The 23,506-nt window shown below is 60.3% G+C and carries 20 protein-coding genes; 1 reads left to right on the top strand and 19 read right to left on the bottom strand.

The window, feature by feature from the left end; all coding sequences use genetic code 11:
• Nucleotides 1–231: 231 nt before the first annotated feature.
• The 7 genes from PQR62_RS15255 to PQR62_RS15225 all read right to left on the bottom strand — a co-directional run bounded on the left by PQR62_RS15255 (nt 232) and on the right by PQR62_RS15225 (nt 7,581).
• Complete coding sequence (locus PQR62_RS15255) at nt 232–1,614, bottom strand: TAXI family TRAP transporter solute-binding subunit (RefSeq protein WP_408158822.1); 1,383 nt, start codon at nt 1,612–1,614, stop codon at nt 232–234.
• 94 nt (nt 1,615–1,708) lie between these two features.
• On the bottom strand, nt 1,709–2,152 hold the full coding sequence (cynS, locus tag PQR62_RS15250) for a cyanase (RefSeq protein ID WP_408158821.1): 444 nt from the start codon (nt 2,150–2,152) through the stop codon (nt 1,709–1,711).
• Nucleotides 2,153–2,283: 131 nt separating this feature from the next.
• Nucleotides 2,284–3,171: an ABC transporter ATP-binding protein gene (locus PQR62_RS15245; protein WP_408158820.1), complete on the bottom strand. Its 888-nt coding sequence runs from the start codon at nt 3,169–3,171 to the stop codon at nt 2,284–2,286.
• An 18-nt stretch (nt 3,172–3,189) separates the two neighbouring features.
• Nucleotides 3,190–4,056 (bottom strand): nitrate ABC transporter permease, encoded by an 867-nt coding sequence (gene ntrB, locus PQR62_RS15240; RefSeq protein WP_408158819.1) that lies wholly within the window; start codon nt 4,054–4,056, stop codon nt 3,190–3,192.
• Nucleotides 4,056–5,468, bottom strand: a complete 1,413-nt coding sequence (locus PQR62_RS15235) for a CmpA/NrtA family ABC transporter substrate-binding protein (RefSeq protein ID WP_408158818.1) — start codon at nt 5,466–5,468, stop codon at nt 4,056–4,058. The genes ntrB and PQR62_RS15235 overlap by 1 nt, the downstream gene beginning before the upstream one ends.
• Before the next feature lie 214 nt (nt 5,469–5,682).
• Nucleotides 5,683–6,327, bottom strand: a complete 645-nt coding sequence (locus tag PQR62_RS15230; protein ID WP_408158817.1) for a response regulator — start codon at nt 6,325–6,327, stop codon at nt 5,683–5,685.
• 39 nt (nt 6,328–6,366) lie between these two features.
• The gene (locus PQR62_RS15225) at nt 6,367–7,581 is read right to left on the bottom strand and encodes a sensor histidine kinase (protein ID WP_408158816.1); all 1,215 of its coding nucleotides are present in this window, start codon (nt 7,579–7,581) and stop codon (nt 6,367–6,369) included.
• Nucleotides 7,582–7,873: 292 nt separating this feature from the next.
• On the opposite strand from PQR62_RS15225, the gene PQR62_RS15220 reads away from it, so the two are divergent.
• The gene (locus tag PQR62_RS15220) at nt 7,874–8,284 is read left to right on the top strand and encodes a DUF4259 domain-containing protein (protein ID WP_408158815.1); all 411 of its coding nucleotides are present in this window, start codon (nt 7,874–7,876) and stop codon (nt 8,282–8,284) included.
• A 104-nt stretch (nt 8,285–8,388) separates the two neighbouring features.
• Here the strand turns inward: PQR62_RS15220 and PQR62_RS15215 are convergent, their stop codons facing one another.
• From PQR62_RS15215 to PQR62_RS15160, 12 genes are all read right to left on the bottom strand, one after another.
• Complete coding sequence (locus PQR62_RS15215; RefSeq protein ID WP_408158814.1) at nt 8,389–9,150, bottom strand: SDR family NAD(P)-dependent oxidoreductase; 762 nt, start codon at nt 9,148–9,150, stop codon at nt 8,389–8,391.
• Nucleotides 9,151–9,341: 191 nt separating this feature from the next.
• Nucleotides 9,342–10,064, bottom strand: coding sequence for a FadR/GntR family transcriptional regulator (locus PQR62_RS15210; RefSeq protein WP_408158813.1), 723 nt, complete (start codon nt 10,062–10,064; stop codon nt 9,342–9,344).
• Nucleotides 10,065–10,368: 304 nt separating this feature from the next.
• Nucleotides 10,369–11,784: a CapA family protein gene (locus PQR62_RS15205; RefSeq protein WP_408158812.1), complete on the bottom strand. Its 1,416-nt coding sequence runs from the start codon at nt 11,782–11,784 to the stop codon at nt 10,369–10,371.
• An 8-nt stretch (nt 11,785–11,792) separates the two neighbouring features.
• Complete coding sequence (locus PQR62_RS15200) at nt 11,793–12,656, bottom strand: serine hydrolase (protein ID WP_408158811.1); 864 nt, start codon at nt 12,654–12,656, stop codon at nt 11,793–11,795.
• Nucleotides 12,657–12,701: 45 nt separating this feature from the next.
• Nucleotides 12,702–14,372, bottom strand: a complete 1,671-nt coding sequence (locus PQR62_RS15195) for a methyl-accepting chemotaxis protein (protein ID WP_408158810.1) — start codon at nt 14,370–14,372, stop codon at nt 12,702–12,704.
• A gap of 75 nt (nt 14,373–14,447) precedes the next feature.
• On the bottom strand, nt 14,448–15,317 hold the full coding sequence (locus PQR62_RS15190; RefSeq protein WP_408158809.1) for an N-formylglutamate amidohydrolase: 870 nt from the start codon (nt 15,315–15,317) through the stop codon (nt 14,448–14,450).
• A 19-nt stretch (nt 15,318–15,336) separates the two neighbouring features.
• Complete coding sequence (locus tag PQR62_RS15185; RefSeq protein WP_408158808.1) at nt 15,337–16,332, bottom strand: ABC transporter ATP-binding protein; 996 nt, start codon at nt 16,330–16,332, stop codon at nt 15,337–15,339.
• A 3-nt stretch (nt 16,333–16,335) separates the two neighbouring features.
• The gene (locus tag PQR62_RS15180) at nt 16,336–17,292 is read right to left on the bottom strand and encodes an ABC transporter ATP-binding protein (protein ID WP_408158807.1); all 957 of its coding nucleotides are present in this window, start codon (nt 17,290–17,292) and stop codon (nt 16,336–16,338) included.
• A gap of 18 nt (nt 17,293–17,310) precedes the next feature.
• Nucleotides 17,311–18,258, bottom strand: a complete 948-nt coding sequence (locus PQR62_RS15175) for an ABC transporter permease (protein WP_408158806.1) — start codon at nt 18,256–18,258, stop codon at nt 17,311–17,313.
• A 101-nt stretch (nt 18,259–18,359) separates the two neighbouring features.
• Entirely contained in the window at nt 18,360–19,331 is a 972-nt protein-coding gene (locus tag PQR62_RS15170) for an ABC transporter permease (RefSeq protein WP_408158805.1), read from the bottom strand.
• Between the two features lie 302 nt (nt 19,332–19,633).
• On the bottom strand, nt 19,634–21,580 hold the full coding sequence (locus tag PQR62_RS15165; RefSeq protein ID WP_408158804.1) for a CocE/NonD family hydrolase: 1,947 nt from the start codon (nt 21,578–21,580) through the stop codon (nt 19,634–19,636).
• 300 nt (nt 21,581–21,880) lie between these two features.
• On the bottom strand, nt 21,881–23,440 hold the full coding sequence (locus tag PQR62_RS15160; protein ID WP_408158803.1) for an ABC transporter substrate-binding protein: 1,560 nt from the start codon (nt 23,438–23,440) through the stop codon (nt 21,881–21,883).
• Between the last annotated feature and the right edge of the window lie 66 nt (nt 23,441–23,506).

The following is a 23,506-nucleotide window of genomic DNA, read 5'->3' as shown; positions in this document are numbered from 1 at the left end:
CACTGTATCACAAACACTGTATAAACAAACAGTAGTTTTTAATTTTTGCTTTTTCTCTGCGGTCTGTCTTTTTTTGGCCTCATCGACCGGCAAGCCTTGCAGGACTTGCCTTCCAACAATAATGACTGTGTGTGTCATCACCGGCTTTTCAGCGCAATCCTGATCGGCACAGCTCATCAGGATCGGCTGATTATAGCCGACTCGCGCCGCCCCCCTCTTTTCTTCGCAAGATCACGCGCTCTGACCCAGACGCGTACGCACGAAACCGATATGTTCACGCAGTACGTAGAACTGATCGGCGAAGGCCAGCGGCATCTTCATGCGATTCACCGCCGTCTCGATTTCATCCAGTTGCTTGAGCATCTCGGCCTGCTCTTCCGGCGTGTGGCCGGTGACGCCGCGCTCTAGCGCAATCAGCGCGCCGTACCAGCGATAGATACGCGAGCGGATGCGCCAGCCGTACACCAGCGGCACCAGCTTCACGCCCGGGATCAGCAACAGAATGATAGGCAGGATCAGCACCAGCGCCCGATCCACCAGACTCGCCAGCCAGAACGGCAGCGTGCGATAGACGAAGGACTTGCCCGACTTGTAGTAACGCGTGGCGTCGTCGCTGATCCGGTATTCATGCGCCAGCGGCGCCGGAAACTCGCCCGCCTTCTGCAGCACACTGGCCTTGCCGTGCACCTCATGCGCCGCCTCGATCAGCAGATCGGACAAGGCCGGATGCAGATCGTCGCGCGCCACCAGTTCGGCGGTCGGCGCGATCAGGTGCGCATCGTGATCCGGCACATTGCGCGCCAGATCGAACACGCCCTTGGGCATGGTCAGTTCATTCAGATAGCTGAAGCGGCGCACATAGGCATCGGCCTGGGCAAACTCCAGCAGATGAATGCCGCTGGTGCGCATCAGCTTGCCCATGGTCGCCAGCGCCACCGAGTCGCCCATCAGAAACGCGGCATCGATCTTGCCCTCGCTGAGGGCCCTGGCCGCTTCATCGCCGCCGATGTCGAGCAAGGTGGTCTTGCCGCCGGCCTCGATGCCATTGATCTTGAGCAGGTTCAGCGCCAGCGCGCGCGAGCCGCTGCCCGGGCCGCCGATGGCGACGCGCTTGCCGCTCAGTTCCGACAAACGCGTCAGGGGCGGCGCCGGCTTGCGTCCCGCAACACGCGGCGGCGTGCGATAAAACACCGACACCGGCACATACGCCACGCTGCCCAGCGACATCAGGCTATCGGTATTCACGCCGTCGGCCACGCCGCCCTGCACGAAACCGACATCCACCTGCTCGCCGTCTTCAGAGGTCAGCAGTTTCAGATTGTCGAGCGAACCGTTGGTCACCAGCACCTTGAGCCTGATGCCGTCGCGCGCCAGAATCGCCTTGTACTTTTCGGCGCTGCGCCAGAAGCTGCTGTCTTCAGGGCCGGCGGCAATCGTCAGCGTATTCGGCGGCGCCGGGCGGATCAGCCAGATCACCAGCCAGATGCCGACCAGAATCAATAACAGGAAAGGGCCGAAGCTGATCGCCAGATCGCGCCAGGAAATCGCCACGAAGCGCGCCTTGATGCGGCTGGCCGAAGGCTTGTAGGCGGAGAGAGGTTTGTCTTTGAGCATGCGCGCTATTCTAACGTCTAACTTCCAACGCCAGCCGCATACCGGGCAAGCCGAAAGCCGGATCAGTCAGCATCGCGACCGATCCGGCGACAGCTCAATAGGTCTTGTAGGGCAGGAATTTTCCGCTCAGCACCACGTTCACGCGGTCGCCGTTGGGATCGTTCTGACGCTGGATGTCCATCTTGAAGTCGATGGCGCTCATGATGCCGTCGCCGAATTCCTCGTGGATCAGCTCCTTGATGGTCGAACCATAGACGCTGACGATTTCATACCAGCGATAGATCAGCGGATCGGTCGGCACCGGCGTCGGCAGCGAGCCCTTGTAAGGCACGATCTGCAGCCACAGGGTTTCTTCGTCGCTCAGTTCGAACATCTCTTGCGCGGCAGCGGCCTGCTTGGCGGTCAGCGTCATCTGGCCGAGCATGGCGGCGGTCGTCCATTCCTTGCTCTGTCCGATCTTGTCGGCGATCTGCGCCCAGCTCATTTGCTTTCTGACTTTGGCGGAGACGATTTTTTGCGTCACGATGTTGCGGTCCATGAGAATCTCCTTGGGATGAATAGGTGAATGAATCAATCAATCGAAGTGTCGATACGTCTGTTGTTTGTTTTGTTACTGCTGCCTGCCGGACTGCTGAATCAATTGAAGCAACTGCTCCCGCAATCAATCGTTCACGCCAGCGCCGACGACTGCGGCCGGCTGGCGTCATCGCCCTCCAGCCCCGGCCGCACCACCGGCGTCGCCGCGATCAGATTGCGTACTTCCGCACCGTCGCCGGCCTGAATCCGCCTGGAGCGATTCACCAGAAAGTCCACCAGATGATTGCGGATGCGATAGAACTGCGGATCGTGATGCATGGTCTCGCGCGTCCGGGTCTTGGGCATGGTGTTGACCACGATCTCGGCGATGCGCGCACGCGGGCCGTTGGACATCAGGAAGATCTTGTCAGCCAGCAGAATCGCCTCATCCACATCGTGCGTGATCATGAACACGGTCTGACGCGTGGCGCTGCAAATCTTCAGCAGCTCGTCCTGCACCACACCGCGCGTCAATGCATCGAGCGCGCCGAAGGGTTCGTCCAGCAACAGCATCTTGGGTTCGATGGCAAAGGCGCGCGCGATGCCGACACGCTGCTTCATGCCGCCCGACAGTTCAGCCGGCTTCTTGTGCTCGGCGCCCTTCAATCCCACCATGTCGATGAAACGCCGCGCATGCTCCTCGGCCTTGTCGCGAGGCCAGTCCGGCCAGCGCGACTTCACTGCGAACACCACGTTGCCGAGCACGCTGAACCAGGGCATCAGCGCATGGCTCTGAAACACCACGCCGCGATCCAGGCTCGGCCCTTTGACTTCGCGCTGATCCATGATCACCACGCCGCCGCTGGGCGACTCCAGCCCCGCCAGCACATTGAGGATAGTGGTCTTGCCGCAGCCGGAGTGCCCGATCACGCACACGAACTCGCCCTTGCTGATGCCGAAGGAGACGTTGTCGAATACCGGCGGGCCATCGGCGACATAGCGCTTGTTGAGCCCTTCCACGCTTAAAAATGCTTTTTCCATCTTGTCAGATTCCTTCGCTTATTCGACGTAGGTGACCAGCTTTTGCAGACGCGCAAAAATCAGATCGAGCAGCATGCCGGTCACGCCGATCACCAGAATCGCGAAGATCACGCTGGTCAGCGACAGGTTGTTCCATTCGTTCCAGACGAAGTAGCCGATGCCGGTGCCGCCCACCAGCATCTCGGCCGCCACGATCACCAGCCAGGCGATGCCCATCGAGATGCGCATGCCGGTCAGGATGGTCGGCGCCGCCGCCGGCAGGATCACCAGAAAGGCCTTGCGCAAAGGTTTCACCTCCAGCGTCTTGGCCACGTTGAGCCAGTCGCGCCGCACCGAAGCCACGCCGAAGGCGGTGTTCATCAGCATCGGCCACACCGAGCAGATGAAGATCACGAACACGCCCGAGACCGACGAATCCTTGATCGTGTACAAGGCCAGCGGCATCCACGCCAGCGGCGAGATCGGCTTGAGTATCTGGATGAAGGGATCGAGCGCACGTTGCATCAGCGGCGACATGCCGAGCAGGAAGCCGAGCGGGATCGCCACCAGCGCCGCGATCAGAAATCCCAGCCCGACCCGCCCCAGCGAATAGCCGAGCTGAATGCCGATGCCCTTGTCGTTGGGGCCGTTGTCGTAGAAGGGATGGGCCAGCTCGCGGCGCATGGTCTCGCCCATCTGCGCCAGACCGGGAAAGCCCGAGGTCCTGGCGGCGCTGGTGCTGCTCTTGCCCATCAGCCTGGCGTACTCATCATCCTGAGCGGCCGACGTCGAGGCTGCGGCCGCACTTTCTTTCGGCGCCGTCGCCAGATGCCAGGCCCCGAGTATGCAGGCCAGCAGGAACAAGGAGATCAGCGCGGCGCGCCAGCCCAGATGCGCGTTCTTCATCAGACGGCCTTTTTGATGGCGAAGCTGTTGACATAGGCATCGGCCTTGGCCGGGTCGAACTCCTTGCCCATGATCTTGTATTTCTTGTACGCGCCGTCCGGCACCGGCTGACCGAGTTCCTTCATGTATTTCTTGGCGTCGGTCAGCAACAGCACGCGCTCGGAAATGCCCTTGTAATCAACCTCGCCCTTGATGTAACCCCAGCGTTTCATCTGGCTCAGAATCCAGACCGACATCGAGTCCCAGGGCACCGGATCGAAGTCGGCGCGGGTCGGCACGTTCTGCACCTTGCCCAGACCGTCGGCGAACTTGCCGGTCAGGACCTGCTCGACCACGGTCTCGGGTTGATTCAGATACGCCGCCGGCGAAATCACCTTGGCCACCAGCGAGCGATTGGCCGGATCGCGCGCCATCGCCGCCGCCGTCAGCACGGCACGGAACAGCGCAGCAAAGGTATTCGGATTCTGTTTGACGAAATCTTCCGACATGCCGAAGGCGCAGCATGGATGGCCGTCCCAGATTTCCTTGGACAGGATATGAATGAAGCCGACTTCGTCATACACCGCGCGCTGGTTGAAGGGATCAGGGCCGAGGAAGCCGTCGATATTGCCGGCGCGCAGATTGGCCACCATCTCGGGCGGCGGCGTGACGCGGATCTGCACGTCGCGGTCAGGATCGAGACCGTGCTCCGCGAGGTAGTAGCGCAGCAGGAAGTTGTGCATCGAATATTCGAAAGGCACGGCAAACTTGAAGCCCTTCCACTGTTGCGGATCGCGCTTGTCCTTGTGCTTCACATGCAGGGTGATGGCCTGGCCGTTGATGTTCTGGATCGTGGCGATGCGCATCTGCACCGGATTGCTGCCCACGCCCATCGACATCGCCAGCGGCATCGGCGACAGGAAGTGCGAGGCATCGTGTTCCTTGTTGATCATCTTGTCGCGGATCAGCGCCCAGCCGGCGGTCTTGTTGAGCGATACGTTCAGGCCCTGCTTCTTGTAGAAGCCGAGCGGGTCGGCCATGATCAGCGGCGCTGCGCAGGTGATGGCGATGAAGCCGATCTTGAGATCCTTCTTTTCGATGGCGCCGTTGGCGCCGGTCTTTTCCTGCGCCATGGCCTGCAAGGCGCCCAGCGGAAACATGCTGGCGATGGCGGCGCGCGCGGTGTTGATACCGACCGCGCGCAAGAAATCGCGACGCTGTTCGGCCTGCGGAAACAGCGCCCGCATCACCGACTCCTCCACCACGTCGTTACTCAGTTGCTCGGGATCGGCGGCGCGCCGCTCCAGCGCCTGCAGACGCTCGGCGTCTTCATGTGCGCTCTGGCTGGCATGGCGACCGCAGGAACATTGTTGTCCGCCGGCGCGCTCGGCATCGTAAGTCTGGAAGATAGTGTGGTCGGTCTGTTGTGGCATAAATCCCCCGCAGTCATTGAGTTGGGCTGAGTTGAGCGATGTGCTGCAATCAGCGTCAATGCCTGCAAGGGTCTTGCCACCCGCGCTTTTTGCGTCATCCACAGACGACGGCGTGTAGTGATTCAACTACAAAAACTTGTCGGATTGACAGGACTCTGCGAACTACCAATGCCGCTCTATATAAATGGCGGCAGGAAAGAAGGCGGCAGAAAAATCACACCGGCAGCAACTGATGCCTGACCGCGTACATCGCAATCCCCACATCATTGCTGGCGCCGGTCTTTTCCAGAATGCGGCTGCGATAGGTGCTGACGGTGTTCGGGCTCAGCGTCAGCTGGTCGGCGATCTCCTTGACGCTGCGGCCGGCGGCGATCAGCCGGAACACCTGATACTCGCGATGCGACAGGCTTTCATGCGCGGCGCGCTGTGTGTGTGCAGTGCGCGCGCTGAGCTCGGCCGCCAGCGTCTCGGCCATGTGCGGGCTGACGTAGACGCCGCCGTCGGCCGCCTTGCGGATGGCTTCCACCAGTTGCTCGGTATCGGCGCTCTTGTTCAGATAACCGGCCGCACCCAGCCGATAACAGCGCGCCGCATATTGCTTCTCGGGATAGGTCGACAGCATCAGCACCGGCAGGCGCGGCATCTCCTGCTTCAACTGGCGCAGCACATCCAGACCGTCCTGCAGCGGAATCGCAATGTCCAGCAAGACCAGATCGATGGCCTGCACGCGCGCCTGGCGCACCACCTCGGGGCCGTCCGCACATTCGCCGGCCACCTCGATATCCGGCGTATCCGCCAGAATCTGCTTGAGCCCCTCGCGCACGATGCGATGGTCGTCGCACAGCAAAATCCGGATCATGTTGTTCCACTCCCTCTTGTTCTTTTGTCAGGCATTCGCTCAGCCGCCGGGGTGCAAGGGCAGACTCAGACACACCAGCGTACCGCGCTTTACATCCTCATTGATGTCTTCCTGCACGCCACAGCCTGGTGCATCGGGCGCACTCATGATGCTCAGTGCGCCACCAAAGTGCAGCGCACGCTCGCGCATGCCCATCACGCCGTACGAGGTCGGGCTGGCCAGCGCCGCCGTGCTGGCGCCGATACCGTTGTCTTCCACTTCCATCTGCAGATGACTGGGCGACAGACGCACCGCAATCTTCACCTCGCTGGCCTGCGAATGCTGGGCCACATTGCTCAGCATTTCCTGAAAGATACGAAACGCCGCAGTCGCCAGCGTGCCCTGCGGCACGAAGGCCTCGGGCGCAATATCGAACTCGACTTCGCAAGGCAGCTCGGTGGCTTCCGAAAACTCCTGCACCTGCCACTCCAGCGCTGCAATCAATCCCTGATGATCCAGAATGCTGGGCCGCAGATCGGTAATGATGCGGCCGACATTGTCCACCGCCAGCTCGATCAGCCGATTCATGCTGGCACACTTGCGCGCTACCGGCTCGCGATCGGCCACGCGGCTGCTCATCCAGTTCACATCCAGCTTGAGCGCCACCAGCAGACTGCCCAGTTCATCATGTATCTCGCGCGCGATGCGGGTGCGCTCATCTTCACGCACCGAATGCGCGTGGGCGGACAGTTCGCGCACCTGACGCAGGGCTGCCGACAGTTCACGCGTGCGCTCGGCCACGCGCAGTTCCAGCTCGGCCTTGGCGCGCTGCAATTGTTCCTCGGCCAGACGCCGCTTGGAAATATCGCTGAAAGTGATCACCGCGCCGCGTACCGCGCCGGCATCGATGATCTGATACGAGGAATACTCGGCCGCAAAGAAACTGCCGTCGGCGCGCCAGAACACCTCCTGATCGACGCGACAGGACTCGCCCTTGCGGAAGGCCTTGAGGATGGGGCAATCCTCCTCCGGATAATGCAGACCGTTTTCATGGCTGTGATGCACCAGATCGTGCATGTTCTTGCCCAGCATCTGCTCCACCCGATAACCGAGCATCTCCGCGCCGGCGCGGTTGATGAAGGTGCACAGGCCGTCGAGATCGATGCCGTAGATGCCTTCGCCGGTGGAGTCGAGCAGCAGGGTCAGCTTGTCGCGCAGCAAGATGGCGTCGCTGTCGGCATCGCTTAGCGTGTTGATCTGCGGGGAAGAGGTCATTTGTTTGTTAAGAACGGTAAGCCAATTGCAATAAAGAATGTCCTGCAAAGCTCATGCCAGTTCCGCATGTACCATCAAACGAACCGGGTAAAAGCTCAGCGCCAGGAGCGGGGGCGCAGGCCATGCCCCGCAGGGCACCGCGTCAAACTCCGCCTGCGCACTCCTTCAGCCACGCCGCGGCGCCGGCGGCGTCATATTCATGTAGCGGCGCCGTGCTAATATCCGCCGGGCGTTGGCAGCTTAAGCAGCGGTCTGGCGCAGTCTCAAACAACAGTTTTCAATGGAGTGGAATATGGGTGCCTGGTCACACGAATCATTTGACAATGACGACGCGTGCGACTTCAGTTCAGATCTGCTGGACACGGAAGATCTCTCAATTGTCGAAGACGCATTCAACATCGTCATCAACAGTACCGGCGCTTATCTCGAAGCGCCGGACGCCGCCCGCGCGATTGCCGCAGCCGAAGTGCTGGCCAGGCTGCAAGGCAACTGGGGTGTGCGCAACGCTTACACCGAAACGGTAGATACCTGGGTTGCCCAGGTCAAGGTCGCACCGGACGAAGCCATCAGACAAAAAGCGCTGCAGGCAATCGACCGTACGCTGGAGCAACCGTCCGAACTGCTGGATTTGTGGCAGGAGTCCGGCAAGCAGGAAAGCTGGATCGCCGCCGTCAACGATCTGAAGCAGCGCGTGCAGAAATAAGTAAGCAGCGGTTTCGCCATAAAAAAACGCCGACATCACATGTCGGCGTTTTTCATTGCAGGCTTCATCTGCGCTGAGCCATGCATGCCGGAGCGGCCTTAGCCTCAAGGCATGTATTGCCCGCCATTGACTTCAATGATCTGCCCCGTCACATAGCCGGACAACTGTTCCGACGCCAGATACAGGAAGGCGCCGCTGCATTCGTCGGGCTCGCCGATGCGGCCCATGGGGATGGTCTTGCGGAAGGCTTCGAGCTGTTCCGGCGTGGTGAAACGTTCCTGGAACGGCGTCATGATCACCCCCGGCGCCACCGCGTTGACGCGGATCTTGTCGGCCAGCAGTTCCTTGGCCATACCGCGCGTGATGGTGCTGACAAAGCCCTTGGAGGCTGCATAGATCAGTGCGCCCGGACCGCCGCCATGGCGTGCCGCGACCGAGGTGACGTTGATGATGTTGCCGCCGCCCTGCTTGCGCATGACCGGGATCACGGCCCGCGTGAAGGCCACCACCGAACGCGCATTGATCTGCACGATTTCATCGAACAGTTCGTCGCTGACCTTTTCCAGCGCTTCGCGCTTGACCAGGCTGCCGGCGTTGTTGATCAGGATGTCGATGCGGCCCAGTTGCTCCACGGCGCTGGCCACGGCCTTATCGATGGCCTTGCTGTCGCGCACATCGGCGCCGATGGTAATCGCCTTGCTGCCGGTCTGGCGCACGTCGGCGGCGACCAGCTCCGCTTCCTTGGCCGAACTGTTGTAATGCACCACCACGTGCGCACCGCGAGCGCCGAAAGCACGCGCGGCGGCGGCGCCGATACCGGTGCTTGCACCGCTGATGAAGACGACTTTTCCGGCCAGATCCAGCATGTTGTTCTCCTGTATTGATGATTCAAAAAATCGGAAGCAGAGCGCCACGGCATCGCCGCGACACGTTCATCTTTCCTTCGGTTTGATCACGCTCCGGCTGGTTGCGACGCTGCCCGCCTGCGTCCGCCGGTATGCTTGTAGATTGTTTGCGGGCGATCCTGACGCTGCAGGATCAAACCTGATGCAGGCGATCAGTCGCCGTGCACCGATTCGTTCTTGTCCTTGGCGGCGCCGCGATAGGCGTCACGCACGTGGATCAGGTGCGCGCGCATGGCGTCGGACGCCTTCTGCGGATCGCGCGCCTTGAGCGCATCCAGAATGTCGCGGTGATCCTGCAGGCTGCGCTCCAGCGTAGCCGGAATGCGCGAGGTAATGGTGCGGCTCTTCTTGCCCAGCATGTACAGACTGCCGGCGATACTTTGCAGGAAGGGGTTGTCGCAAGCCTCGATGATGGCTTCATGAAACTCGACATCGGCAGCGGCGAAGGCCACCGGATCGCTCAGCAGGCGCTCCTCGTCCTCGATATTGCGCACCAGCATCGCCAGTTCGGTGTCGCCCATGTTGGTCGCGGCCAGCGCGGCAACCCCGGTCTCGATGATCATGCGCGCATCGAACAGGGCTTCCAGCGTGCCGGCGTTGAGGTCGATGATCATTTCCAGCGGCTCCAGCAGTTCGCGCGTTTCCAGCGAACTGACGAAGGTGCCTTCGCCCTGACGGATGCGCAGCAGCCCCAGCAGCGCCAGCCCGCGTATCGCCTCGCGCACGGCCGGACGGCCTACGCCCAGCATGGCGGCCAGCTCGCGCTCGGGCGGCAACTGCTGATCGGGCTTGAGCAAGCCGCTGCGGATCATGGTGAGCAGACGCTGCGCGACCTGCTCGGAAATGGATTTTTGAACGATGGGATCAAATGACATGGACGTCTGCTTGAGTGCCTGCGGTTGCATTGCCATCGCGACAACTCCGGAGGAGCCGCCCGAGGGCAAAGGTAAGACCAATTGGCGGGAGCATAGGTAGGCGGGAGAGACATGTCAAGCGGCGCCCATGCTGCAGTACATGAATCTTCACGATGACGAAGCGCAATCCGGCCTCATTGCACGCATCAATGAGGCCGGTAGCAGCCGGCAATCGATAGTCGGAAAAGCCGACAAATCTGCCGGGCAGCTTTGCTTGGCGCCCTGCGCAGGGCAATGCGGTCTGAGGACGTGAAGTCCTCAGGGCTCACGTCAGTCTGACATAGCCGACGTCGTTCTCGATAGCGATCTCGGTTCCATAAGCTTTTGACAGACGTTGCAGCCGGCTCAGAATCCGCACCGCATCGACACCGCGAGCGATTCTCGGTATGCCGCGATCTGCATCGCGTTCGTTTTCCCAATGCATTTCAACCGGATGCAAAACCAGCGCGGACAGATTGCCCCGGCTGTCGTACTGGCTGATCGCCACCACGCTCTCATACCAGATCTGTTCCTTGAACACGCCATGCACACGACGGTGCTCCATGAATTCGGCTTCCGTCATCGACATCGGCTCGACCTTGTCTTTCTCGTATTCATCGCGGGTGATCGGCTGTTGCTGATTTTCCATGAAGAAGAAATTACCGAGCGAATAAAAGATCGGCTTGCCCTTGTAGATTTCGATGCCGCGCAACTGGTGCGGGCCGTGCCCGATGAAAGCATCGGCGCCGTTGTCGATGGCATCGCGCGCCATCTTCGGCATGAAGTCGGGCGGCAGTTCGCAATAATTGCCGGGCTCATGCGTATGCATGGACATGATGGAGAAATCCGAAGTCTGCTTGCCCTGACGCAGATTGTGGATGATGCTCTGGCGATCACGTTCATCCATGACAAAGCTGAAATCGACGCCGTCGCCGACCTGTTCGCTGGCACGGTACTTGATGTCGAACAAGGTCACCGTACCGTTTTTGGCGTCGGCAGCCAGAATGGATTTGCGCATCATGCCCTTGGGCAGGGCATCGCGCATCGCCGCCAGCATCTGCAAACGTTCCGGCGAAACGAGTACATGGCGCGTGGTGCGCAGGGCATTCAGGCCGGGCCGTCCGGGAATCTGACCGAGCGCATCGATGGCGCGCGCGTTGGCCTCGAAACGCGAAGCCAGCGCCACCATGGAAATCCGACCTGCCGGCGTCGAAAAGAAACGCGGCGCGCGCGCCTGCGCCATGCTTTCACCGGTGCCGGCGTGCACCATGCCGGCCTGATCGAACAAGGCATCGGTGTAACGCATGCCCTCCACACCCCAGTCAGTGCTGTGGTTGTTGGCGCGGCTGATCAGATTGAAACCCATCTGCTTCAGATCGGGCACCACGGCCGGGGTGCTGATCAGCCAGGAGCCGCCTGCCAGCGCCGAAGGGTGGCCGCCGAATTTCTGCAGATCGATGGCGGTGCCTTCGAAGTTGCCGAAGGTGGCGTCGGCACTCTTGAGCAAGGCAATCAGCTCGGGCGACTGCCGTTGCAGACGCGGATAGATTGCATCGGTGATGATCAGATCGCCCACCGCCGCCAGGGTGAAACCGTCAGGCATGTTCGGCCTCATCCAGGATGGCGCCAGCGTTCCCGCTGCATCCGATTGCGTGTCGGCGCCCGCTGCTGCACCGGCCGCCAAAGAGTCTTTTTGATTCATGCTTGGGTTCACTTTCCTGATGCCTCCGGGTTGCCGATATCGTCCCAGCAAGCCCTTGCCAGACGGCCCAGCGTGTTGAATGCAGATACGTAGCCGGGCATTCCGTCCGGCATCTCCAGCGGCACCTGATCGGTGTAGCCGGTCACGATGAACAGCGGTTTGCCGTATCTGAACACAATGCCGCCGTCCATACGGCCGCGCTTGCCGGTACCGCCCTTGTGAGCAATTCTGGTATCGGCCGGCAGCAGAGATGCAATTTTGGTGCGCAGCTTCTGCCAGCTCAGCACTTCGATGGCAAAGGCACATTGGTCGCTGGTGCATCCCAGCTTCGCTGCCGCTGCGGCGTCGGTGCAGCCGCGCAGAATCAGATCGTACAGCAGTCCCTGGTCGCTGGCGCTGATCACCGTGACCTCTTCCAGCCTGTGGTCGGCCGGCATGTCGGGACGCGGTATCGAGGTGCGATGCACGGTGTCGTTCATGCCGATCGCGCGACAGAATTCATTGAGTTCATCCAGGCTGGTCCGCTCCATGACCATACGCGTGCAGACGTTGTCGCTGATGATGATCATCTGCACCAGTGCATCGCGCAGGCTGATAGTGAAACCCGGCGTCAGAAACTTGAAAGTCCCGGACACCACGCCTTCCCGCAGACGCTCTTCATAAAGGATAGGCTCATTCAGATCGAGCCGGCCCTGATTCACGGCGCGCAGGATGGTCATCATGATCGAGACCTTGCGCGTGCTGCCGGAAGGAAATGCCATATGCCCGCCGCGATCTGCCTGCTCCCCGGTCAGCAGATTTTTCACATACCAGGCCGTGACGTAGGGCTGCTCGTCACATATGCCGTTCAGGCGTGCCACCAGATTTTTCATGTTGATGCTTCCTTTGATAACAATGACTATTTGTGCTTGCGCCTGTCAGCCCTGACCTCGGCCGGACAGGGGGGCGCGCGGCAAGGCCTGCCGCGCCGGCGCAAGGGGCGCGATATGGCGCGCAGTCCCGAGCGCTTTCATGCCCGTATTTCGCACCGGCGGCACAACCGCCGGCGCCAGCTTGAAAACCGACACCGTATCCGCCAGCAATGCAGCCTGATCGCGCATGCTCTCGGCTGCAGCCGCCGCCTCTTCCACCAGCGCTGCATTGCGTTGCGTCATGTCGTCCATCAGGCTGATCTTCTCGTTGATCTTTTCTATCCCTTGCGTCTGCTCTTCGCTGGCGCCGGCAATCTCACCCACAATGTCGGCAATATGCCTGACCGCCACCACCACTTCATTCATGGTGCTGCCGGCGTCATCCACCATCACGCTTCCGGCCTCGACCTTTTCCACCGAGTCGGCGATCAGCTGCGAAATCTCTTTGGCGGCGGCCGCCGAACGCTGCGCCAGACTGCGCACCTCCGACGCCACCACGGCAAAGCCCCGCCCCTGGGCGCCGGCACGTGCAGCTTCCACCGCTGCGTTCAAGGCCAGAATATTGGTCTGAAAGGCAATCCCGTCGATCACGCTGGTGATCTCCCGTATCTTGCTCGAACTCTGTTTGATCTGCTCCATGGTGGCGACCATTCTGGCCACCACTTCGCCGCCCCGGGTCGCCACGTCGGAGGCTGAGATGACGAGCCGGTTCGCCTCCTGCGCATTGTTGGCGTTGAAACGCACCGCAGTGGTCAGTTGCCCCATCGAACCGGCCGTCTCCTGCAAGGACTGCGCCTGCGCCTCGGTGCGTCCCGACAGATCGTGGTTGCCGCTGGCAATCTCGATGGAAGCAGCAGTGATGGTATCGGTGCCTGAACGCACCTTGCCGACGATCGACGCCAGTTGCTGATTCATCTGCCCCAGTGCGCCCAGCAACTTGCCGATCTCATCATGGCTGCCGGGCGCAACATGCGAAGTCAGATCGCCCTGCGCCACCCGCGCCGCGACTTCGACCGCCACATGCAGCGGCCGCACGATGCTGCGCCGTATGGCCCAGGCAAAACCCGCGCCGATCAGCAGCGCCAGCGTGCCGATGCCGAACAGTATGGCGGTCAGCCGGCGATCATCCTGCACCGACTGCTCCAGCACTGCGCGCGCCTGGCGCTGTTGCAGCACGACCAGTTTTTCAACTTCGGTCACCGCCTGCTTGTTGAGCGGATCGATTTTCCCTGCGATAGTCCTGGTGGCGTTTTCCATATTGAAGGACAAGGCATCGTTCATCGCCGTCTTCAAGGCAGTTTCTATATCGCCTTGCAAACGCGCGGTCTCCGCGACTATTTTCTGCTCGTCGCCGTCCAGGCCCGACAGCTTCAGTTTGCCGGCCGCCTGAACATAGCGGCGATTGCTCTCGACTACTTGCGCCGCTTCGCGCTGCATGTCGCCGACGTCGGATTGCAGACCGATGTTGCGCATGGCAATGCCGGCTTCCAGCAGTGCGCTTTTCATGCCGACGGCCAGCACGCCTTTCTCGTTGGATCGTTCCAGCGCACCGATCAACTGTTTCTTGTTGTAGGAGGTGGCGGCGGTAGTGCCGGCCACCAGCACGATCAGGATTCCCAGCACCAGACCGAATCCGACGATCAGCCGGGCTCCGATGGATAAGCCTCGGATTCTCATTGCACCTCCCCAAAGATAGGCTTGCAAAATGGCGATGCCGCCCCGACCATGCATCCTGCCGCGGCGTCCTGGCGGCTATTTCTCTTTCATCTTTTGCTGCGCGTACCCGGCCAGGGCGGTGACGAAGGTTTCCAGATCGCGCTGCAATTGCTCGAAACCCTCAGCCTTTTCGGCATTGCGCTCGTCCATGTAGACGCCGCGCTTGATCTCGATCTGCACGCTATGGCGATGTTGCGTCGGCATACCGTAGTGATGCACGATATGCCCGCCCTGATACGGCGAATTGATCTGCACCTTGTAGCCCAGGGCATCGAACTGCGCTGCCGCCCATTCCGTGAAAGCCGGATTGGCCGAGGTGCCGTTGCGGTCGCTGATGACGATGTCCGGACGTGCAACCCCGCTGTCCACGTTCATCGCATTGCCCACCGATTTCATCGAATGGCAGTTGATGTGCCAGACGTGGCCGAACTTTTCATGCGCGTCGTCGAGCAAAGTCTTCAATGCGCTGTGATAAGGCATGTAGTACTGCGACAGCCGGTAACGTACCTCTGCCGCCGAGACCTTGCCGGCATACATCGGCACGCCCGGCAATGCATTCAGGCGAATCAGCCCCATGCCGCGCAGACATGCGGCCGACGGCGTCAGCGGCGTCGGCCACGGCTCGTCGAGCATGGCCTGATCGATGTCTTCCGGCGCGCGGTTCGGATCGATATAGGCGCGCGGAAATCTTGCCGACAGCAAAGGCGCGCCCAGCGGCGGCGCAATACTCCAGAGCTCATCGACGAAAGCATCCCAGGTGGTCCTGAGCGCCTCGGACGGCGCAATGATCCCGCTGTTGAACGGATAGTCGGTGCCGCTGTGCGGCGAATCGATCACGATGGGCAGACGGGTGTCGGCCAGACTCGGCCGTATGATGGAATAAACCTGATTGATTGATTTGATCATGATGCAGCGATGGTGATGGTCAGGCTGAGGCGCCGGTATCGTTGAGATGGCAGGCCGACCAATGGCCGGGAGCAATGCTCGTCAGCGCCGGACGCTCCTGCGAACAGCGCGGCATGGCATGCGGGCAGCGTGGGTGAAAAGTACAGCCCGATGGCGGCTTCAGCGGACTCGGCAGCTCGCCCTGAATCGGCCGGTGCTCGACCACCTTGGCATCCAGGCGCGGCGCATCGGCGATCAGCGCCTGTGTATAAGGGTGATTGGGACGGGCGAAGACCGAACGGGTATCGGCCAGTTCCACGATGCGTCCCAGATACATGATGGCGACGCGATCGGCGATGTATTCCACCACCGCGAGGTTGTGACTGATGAAGAGATAGGTCAGGCCCTTCGATTCGCGCAAGTCCATGAACAGATTCAGAATCTGCGCCTGCACCGACACGTCCAGCGCCGATACCGCTTCGTCGCAGACGATGAATTTCGGATTCAGCGCCAGCGCCCGTGCAATCGCAATCCGCTGGCGCTGACCGCCGGAGAACTGGTGCGGATAGCGGCTGGCGTAACTTGCATCCAGCCCCACCTGTTGCAGCAGGCCGGCGACGAAAGATGAAGCGTCTTTTTTTCGGATCAGGCCGTGATAGATCGCCGCTTCGCTGATCACCTGATCCACGCGCTGACGTGGATTGAGCGAGGCATAGGGATTCTGGAACACCATCTGAATATTCAGGTGGGTATCCACACTCGGGCGGCTCATGTCCTTGCCTTCAAATGCAAGGTCGCCGCTGGTGGCGGGCAGCAAGCCGGCAATCATGCGCCCCACCGTCGACTTCCCGCAACCGGATTCGCCGACAAGTCCGAGCACTTCGCCCTGGTCCACGCTCAGCGACACTTCATTGACCGCATACACGCGCCTGTCCTCCTGCCTGGAAAGGCCGAGGGCGCCGGCGGCACGCGACAGGCTGCTGCGTTTCAGGCTGAAGCTTTTGCTGAGTTCTCTGGTTTCAAGCATGGTCGTCATGATTTAGGCTAAAGGAAAAAAGCAGCGGTGCTCACGGCTTTCCGCCCGGAACACGGGCGGGGTCATGCCGCAACCCGGCTTGGCTCTTGAGCAGCGCGGCGCAAATGAACAACCGGGCGGCAATGACAGTAAAGGCGGGGTCGCGCCGGGGATGGAATACAAGCGTTTGCCATGATTCTCGGCATGCGGCAATGAATCGATCAGACCGCGCGTGTAGGGGTGCAGCGGATGATTGATGATCTGCGCCACCGGACCGCGCTCGATGATGCGTCCGGCATACATGACGCACACCTCATCGGCCAGATCCTTGACTACGCTGATATCGTGCGTGATCCAGATCAGCGCGGTGCCGCTCTCGCGCGCCAGATGTTTCATCTCGTACAGAATCTGCGCCTGTATCGTCACGTCCAGCGCGGTGGTCGGTTCATCGGCGATGATCAGGTCCGGCTTGTTGATGATGGCGTTGGCAATCGCCACACGCTGGCGCATGCCGCCCGACAGCTCATGCGGATAAGCCTTCATGCGCTCGGCCGGCGCCGGAATACCGACGCGCTTGAGCGCTTCCAGCACCTGCTGCTCAACTTCCAAACGCGAGGCTTTCCTGTGGATGGCGACGGTTTCAGCGAGTTGCGCGCCGACCCGCATGACCGGATTGAGCGACATCATCGGATCCTGAAACACCATGGCGATGCGATCTCCGCGCAGCTGGCTCCAGCGTTTGACCGATGCGGTGCGCAGGTTTTCGCCGTTGAACATGATCTCGCCGCCCGAGATCAGGCCCGGTTTATCCACCAGGTTCATCAGCGAGAATGCCGTGACCGACTTGCCCGAGCCCGACTCGCCGACAATCCCGAGCACCTTGCCGCGCTCCAGCGTGAATGAAACATTGTCCAGCGCCCTCGCCACACCGCCCTCGGTATGAAATTCAGTCACCAGGTTCTTTACTTCCAGAAGTGCCATGATTTTTCCTTGTACGCCTCAGGCGTCGAGCTTGGGATTGAGAACGATGCGCAACTGATCGCCCACCAGGCTGACCGAGACCACCAGCAACACCAGCGCAACGCCGGGAAAGACGCTGATCCAGTATTGATTGGAGAGCATGTAATCAAAACCATTTGAGATCAGCAAACCCAGCGACGGTTTGGTCTGCGGCAGACCGATGCCCAGAAAGCTCATGGTCGCCTCCAGCGTGATGGCGTTGGCCATCTGGTTGGTGGTGGTCACGATCAAGGGCGCCAGACAGTTCGGCAAGACATGCCGAAACATGATGTGGCGTGCCGGCAAGCCCTGCCCGACGGCAGCCTCGATGTATTCCTTGCTGCGCTCGACCAGCGCCGCGCCGCGTACATTGCGGGCGAAGATGGCCCACTGCACCAGCACCAGCGCCATCAGGGTTTTATCCACGCCCTGCCCCAATACCGCCAGCAACACCAGCGCCACCAGGATGGTCGGCACGCTCAGCTGCACGTCGACAATCCGCATCAGCAAGGCATCGACCTTGCCGCCGAAGTAAGCCGAGATCAGACCGACACAGGTACCGATCAGTAAGGCCACCAGGGCGCTGGTCACGCCTATGCCGAGGCTGATGCGCAGTCCGTAGAGAATGGCGCTGAGCATGTCGCGCCCGGCGCCGTCGGTGCCCAGCAGATAGGTGATCTTCTGATCGCTGCTGGTGGTTCCCGGCGCATGCTCGGCCTCCATGATGGAAACCGTCGCCAGATCGTAAGGATTCTGCGGCGCGATCAAGGGTGCCGCGACGGCGACCACAATCAGCAACAGCAGGAGGATCGCCGCGATGGAACCGACCCGGCTCTTGAAATAACGCCGCAGCAACAGACGGGTAGGCGTTTCGGGACGCGCCAGCGGCGCATCCGGATTAACTTTAGGCGTGGCGACCAGGCCTGAATCGATATCGTTCATCTTCATTTTCAGAGGGCGGAATGACCCGCGACTTGTTACCCTTCGCATGCTGGCGAAGGCGTTCAATCAGAAAGCGGCGTTTTGTCTGAGCAGCCTGATCCTTGGCTTCAGGCCGATTTTGTTCGCAGGCGCGGATCGAGAATCAGGTACAGCACATCCACGACAAAATTGATCACGACATACAGCAGCAACACCACCATCAGGTAGGCCACCACTACCGGCCGATCCAGTTGCAGCACCGAATCGATGATCAGCTTGCCCATGCCGGGCCAGGCGAAGATGGTTTCGGTGATCAGCGAGAACGCAATCAGATGGCCGAACTCGATCCCCATCACCGTGACGATGGGAATCATCACGTTCGGCGCGATGTGACGAAACATCAGACGGCTTGGACTGACGCCCTTGGCCCGCGCGAATTTGACGTACTCCTGCACGGCGACCTCACGCGTGCCGGCTTCGGTCATGCGCATCACCAGTGCGACGTTGTGCAGCGCCAGGGTGAAGGCCGGCAGCAGCATGAATTTGATGCCCTCCCAGTTCAGGAAACTGACCTCGATGCCGAGCAGCGAGCTAGTCGGTCCGCGGCCGCCTGAAGGCAGCCAGCCCAGATTCACCGAAAACACCAGAATCAGAATCAGCCCCAGCCAGAAAACCGGAATGGTCACGCCGAGGATGGAAAAGCCCATCGCAAATTTGTGCAGACGGCTGCCCGGCCGCAGTCCCGACCACATCCCCAGCGGGATGCCGATCAGTCCCGACAGCAGCAGCGCCATGACGGCCAGCTCAAAAGTGGCCGGCATGCGCTCGAAAATCAGCGCCAGCGCGGAACGGTTGAAGACAAAGGAATTGCCCAGATCGCCATGCAGCGCATTGCTAAGAAAGCGCAGATATTGCTGATACATCGGCAGGTCCAGACCCAGCGCATGGGAGGCGCGCTGAATTTCTTCCAGCGAGGCATCCGGCGCGACCAATAAATGAATGGGATTGCCGACCAGATTGATGCCGACAAAAGCCATGATCGACATCACAAAAATCACCAGCACACTTTGCAGCGCGCGCCTAAACAGCATTTCAAACATTGCATGCTCCGCTCATCAACTTGCTTCGTCGCCTTGACCGACCGGAGATGCAATCCACCGCATTCAGACACGCCCGCCTGGCTACAGATTTCTCGCTATCCGGCACACTTTGCTCAGCACTAATTTGTCTCACTAGACAATACTATATATTACTGATTGATACAAAGTCAAAGCAAAAAGTACATTTTTCAAAACCCTGTTTCACACAAAGAAACAGCCTTATGTTCAGGCCGGGACTTGTTTCAAGCCTCGCCCACCCCTCTCCCACGCATACAGCAGGAATCGCACCAGCGCCCCGTTGCTCAATGGCTCCTTGCCGGAATGGTCGGCAAGCTGACAAACGATGGATGCAAACTATCGAGATAGACCCGGTTATGGGCGATACGGACCTGGGTCGCCCGCCCTTCGGGCTCCCCGGTATTCGGATTGCAGTCGAAGCGAGGAAAATTGCTGCTCGAAATATCGATCCGGATGCGATGGCCGCGCTTGAACAGATTGCTGGTAGGAAAAGCTTCGATATGAATCAGATAAGGACGCCCCGGCTCCATCAACTCGGGCTGCTCCCACGAATTGCGATAGCGGGTGCGCAGAATGCCGTCGGTCAGATTCATGGCAAAACCTTCCGGATAATCGGCGTTGGGCGGATAGACGTCGATCAGCTTGATGGTGAAATCGGTATCGGGGCAATCCGACGAGATCCACAAGGTCGCAGTGACAACGCCGGTCACTTCGACATCCTCCTCCAGCACCGCCGACTGAAAGACCAGAATGTCATCGCGTTCCGACAAGGCGCGGTATGGCAGTTGCGAGCCGAAACTGGCGGCCGACTCGCGCTGATCGAAGGCGCCGCCCACCATCAGCGGCTCGCCGGAGGTCACGGCGCCGCCGATGGTCGGCACCGGCCGGTGCGGATCGTAGCGATAGCTCAGGGATGCATCCTGCTGCCGCGGCGCCTGCGTTGAAAGACGGCTATCGGCATGCAGGTAATAGGCGACAGGCCGGGTATCGGGCAGTGGCCAGTCCTGCTCCGAACGCCATACGCCGCCGTGCTGCATGCGACCGGCAGCATCCTTCAGGCCGCTGCCACCGCCCATCACGAACAGACTCACGGGCGGCAACGGCGAGGGCGCCCGCTCATCCGCCTTGAGCCAGCGGTCGAACCAGCGCCTGCGCAGCTCCAGGAAGTTCCTGGCCAGATGTCCGTCCAGCGTCGCTTCCGGCCCGAAATCGACATCGCCGGAATAGCTCACGGAACGATTGCCATGTATCCACGGGCCGAGAATCAGGCACACCGGCCCTTTCTTGCGCAATGACAGACCGACATAATTTTCGGTAGCCGTGCGCGGATACGGGTCGTACCAGGAAGACATGTGCACCATCGCCGCGTCGCTGAAAGCGGCGTAATAGGTTTGCGCATTGAGGCCGGGCTGGCGCCAGTAATCATCGAAACTGCCGCGGCGCCACTGATCGAAGAGATAGTCTTCATATTCGGGAGCCTCGCTCAGAGGCGAATTTCCCGGCGCCCATTCCAGGCTGCGGCCGAACCATTCACGCATGTCGACCGCCCGCAACCGGGCCTGACGTTGCGCATCGTTGCTGATCTCGGGACTTTCCAGCGCCTGCCTGAGCGCCCAGGTGGCCTGCTTCATTTCAAATGCGCCGCCTTGCCGGATGCCGCCCTGAAAGGCATTCGAAAAACCGCCTGAATCGAGAAACATGGCAACCAGGCCCGGCGCGCCCAGGCTGGCCATGGCCGCCTGCGTATGCGCCGCATACGACAGGCCGATGCTGCCGATACGGCCGTTGCTCCAAGGCTGGTCGATGATCCATGCACAGCTGTCATAGCCGTCTTCGGCGTCGCTGGTGTATTTGACGAAACTGCCCCCGGACGCGTAGCGCCCGCGGCAATCCTGGTACACCACGACATAGCCATGCCGCAAAAAGTGCAGCGCCACCTGCTCGCGCGACAGGGGACGTGCATCCTCCGCACTGCATTCGCTGCGGCTGGGCAGATGTTTGCCGTAAGGCGTACGCTCCAGGACGACCGGCAGCTTCTGCGTACCGGCATCCATCGTAGCGGGCAGATAGATGTCGGTCGCCAGCAGCACGCCGTCGCGCATGCGCACCATGACATCACGCAAGACGCGGAAGGAGATATCGCCGGACGCCTCGGCCCCGGTTTCTGAAATTCGGGCAAAGCCCGGCCCCTCCGCCATCTGCGGATAGGATTTGTTGCCTGACTGACTCATGATTTAGAGAGTGCTATCGAATATGAAATGGGTGGCAATGGGCGGCGCAAGAGATGAGGCCTGCTCGCTGCAATCAAGGCAAATGGCGAGAGGCCGGACAATGACCCCGTCTCTTCGCTGGGATATAAAAAAAACGGCCTCGCCGTGCATGCGACGACTGGAACTGCAAAGCAGGACCTCCCAAAGACGGCATGAGTTTGCTCATGGTGACGTCTGACTGCATCAAGCCGGAGCGGGACGGCAGGCCCCTTCCATTGCCGTCCTCCGGTTTCTTTTTTTATCTTCCGGATCCGGCCGGCTTCATTTCTGACGAATATCCATCGCCATCGTGAAGCCGTCGGCGCGCGGCGTAATGGACAGGTTTTTCTTCATGGCCCAGGCCGCGTTCAGATGCAGCAGCGGAATGATGGCGCCGTCCGTCAATGCCGTTTTCGCTGCCTGTTGCTGGAGCTGGCTGCGGGCTTTTTCATCGGTGGTGGCAGCCGCCTTGTCGATCAGGGCGTCCACCTCCTTATTGCTGTAACGGCCATAGTTGCTGACCCCTGTCACGCTGGCCTTGTCGAATGAGTGAATGCTTGAGATCAGGCCGGTGAGCGAGTCGCCGGTGACAGCGCCATTGCCGACCAGAAAGACACTGAACTCCGGCTCACCGTTGGGGCCTCCGCCGAACGCGCGAGTCTGAAACACTGAATAAGGCATGGTCGCCACTTCGGTCTTGATGCCGACCTGGCTGAAAACCTGCGCTACCGCTTCGCACAGTTTGGCGTCGTTGATATAGCGATTGTTCGGACAGTGAATGGTCAACTGAAAACCGTTCTGATAACCAGCTTCAGCCAGCAACGCCTTGGCCTTGGCCAGATCGTAGGCCGGCAGCTTGAGCGTGGGGTCATAGCCGAAGAAGCCCTTGGGCACCAACTGCTCGGATGCGGTGGCATCGCCCTTCATCAGAAACTTGATGATGCCGTCGCGATTGATGGCGGTCATCAGCGCCTGACGTACCTTCAGGTCTTTCAAAGGATTCTTTTTCAGCGGCGAACCATCGGCGGCCTTGACGAAAGGCGAACTGTCGCGGAACTGATCCAGCGCAAGATAGTTCAGCATGTAAGAAGTGACCGAAGAAATCTGAAAGCTCTTGAACGAAGCTTCCATGTTTGAGGTGATGTCATTGATGATATCGACGGAACCCGACAGCAATGCCGCTGCACGCGCCGGCTCACGCGGAATGAACTGCAGCGTCACGCTATCCCAGGGCTCTTTCTCGCCCCAGTAATCCGGATTCTTGTTCAGCGTGATCTTCTGGCCGTGCGCCCAGCTGCCAAATTTATAGGGGCCGGTGCCGATTGCCGATTTGCCGCTGGCAAAGCTCTCTTCGCTGACGGTATCGCCAAGCGACTTGGGAATGATGGCAATCAAGCCGAGATTTTCGGGAAGGGTCGGACTGACGCGCTTGCTTTTCACCTGAATGGTCAGCGGCGCACTGACGCTGACGCTGTCCACATCCTTCAGATAAGAACGGAAGGTGCGCGGCCCGCTCAGATGCATGGCGCGCTCGATCGAATACTTGACGTCATCAGCCGTCATCACCGTGCCATTATGAAACTTCACATTCGGGCGCAGCTTGAATTCCCAGGTGCTCGGATTGAGCATGCGCCAGCTGAGCGCCAGGCCCGGTTTGGGACGCAACTGATGATCCTGATCGACCAGAGAATCGTAGACGTGGGCCCAGACATTGCGATTTGCGCCGTTGAGTACATGAGGGTCAGCCGATGTGACTTCCGCCTTGAAACCTATCTTCAGATCTGCGGCCAAGGCAGCAGACGACAGACAGACCAGCAGGCCTATGCCAAAGAGCTTTCTCACCGTATTCCACATCATGCAAACCTCCGATTCTGTTTCATTTAAAAATAGCCTATTTTCCCGGACGCA

Origin of the sequence: Herbaspirillum lusitanum (genome assembly GCF_046025995.1) — a bacterium.
GTDB classification, from domain to species: domain Bacteria; phylum Pseudomonadota; class Gammaproteobacteria; order Burkholderiales; family Burkholderiaceae_D; genus Herbaspirillum; species Herbaspirillum lusitanum_A.
Note: the sequence above shows the minus strand (reverse complement) of the source record. Positions and strands in the feature narration are given on the sequence as shown.

Coding starts and splice junctions, on each gene's coding strand:
- PQR62_RS15255 (WP_408158822.1), bottom strand. CDS start 1,614: ATGCTCAAAGACAAACCTCTCTCCGCCTACAAGCCTTCGGCCAGCCGC.
- cynS (WP_408158821.1), bottom strand. CDS start 2,152: ATGGACCGCAACATCGTGACGCAAAAAATCGTCTCCGCCAAAGTCAGA.
- PQR62_RS15245 (WP_408158820.1), bottom strand. CDS start 3,171: ATGGAAAAAGCATTTTTAAGCGTGGAAGGGCTCAACAAGCGCTATGTC.
- ntrB (WP_408158819.1), bottom strand. CDS start 4,056: ATGAAGAACGCGCATCTGGGCTGGCGCGCCGCGCTGATCTCCTTGTTC.
- PQR62_RS15235 (WP_408158818.1), bottom strand. CDS start 5,468: ATGCCACAACAGACCGACCACACTATCTTCCAGACTTACGATGCCGAG.
- PQR62_RS15230 (WP_408158817.1), bottom strand. CDS start 6,327: ATGATCCGGATTTTGCTGTGCGACGACCATCGCATCGTGCGCGAGGGG.
- PQR62_RS15225 (WP_408158816.1), bottom strand. CDS start 7,581: ATGACCTCTTCCCCGCAGATCAACACGCTAAGCGATGCCGACAGCGAC.
- PQR62_RS15220 (WP_408158815.1), top strand. CDS start 7,874: ATGGGTGCCTGGTCACACGAATCATTTGACAATGACGACGCGTGCGAC.
- PQR62_RS15215 (WP_408158814.1), bottom strand. CDS start 9,150: ATGCTGGATCTGGCCGGAAAAGTCGTCTTCATCAGCGGTGCAAGCACC.
- PQR62_RS15210 (WP_408158813.1), bottom strand. CDS start 10,064: ATGTCATTTGATCCCATCGTTCAAAAATCCATTTCCGAGCAGGTCGCG.
- PQR62_RS15205 (WP_408158812.1), bottom strand. CDS start 11,784: ATGAATCAAAAAGACTCTTTGGCGGCCGGTGCAGCAGCGGGCGCCGAC.
- PQR62_RS15200 (WP_408158811.1), bottom strand. CDS start 12,656: ATGAAAAATCTGGTGGCACGCCTGAACGGCATATGTGACGAGCAGCCC.
- PQR62_RS15195 (WP_408158810.1), bottom strand. CDS start 14,372: ATGAGAATCCGAGGCTTATCCATCGGAGCCCGGCTGATCGTCGGATTC.
- PQR62_RS15190 (WP_408158809.1), bottom strand. CDS start 15,317: ATGATCAAATCAATCAATCAGGTTTATTCCATCATACGGCCGAGTCTG.
- PQR62_RS15185 (WP_408158808.1), bottom strand. CDS start 16,332: ATGACGACCATGCTTGAAACCAGAGAACTCAGCAAAAGCTTCAGCCTG.
- PQR62_RS15180 (WP_408158807.1), bottom strand. CDS start 17,292: ATGGCACTTCTGGAAGTAAAGAACCTGGTGACTGAATTTCATACCGAG.
- PQR62_RS15175 (WP_408158806.1), bottom strand. CDS start 18,258: ATGAAGATGAACGATATCGATTCAGGCCTGGTCGCCACGCCTAAAGTT.
- PQR62_RS15170 (WP_408158805.1), bottom strand. CDS start 19,331: ATGTTTGAAATGCTGTTTAGGCGCGCGCTGCAAAGTGTGCTGGTGATT.
- PQR62_RS15165 (WP_408158804.1), bottom strand. CDS start 21,580: ATGAGTCAGTCAGGCAACAAATCCTATCCGCAGATGGCGGAGGGGCCG.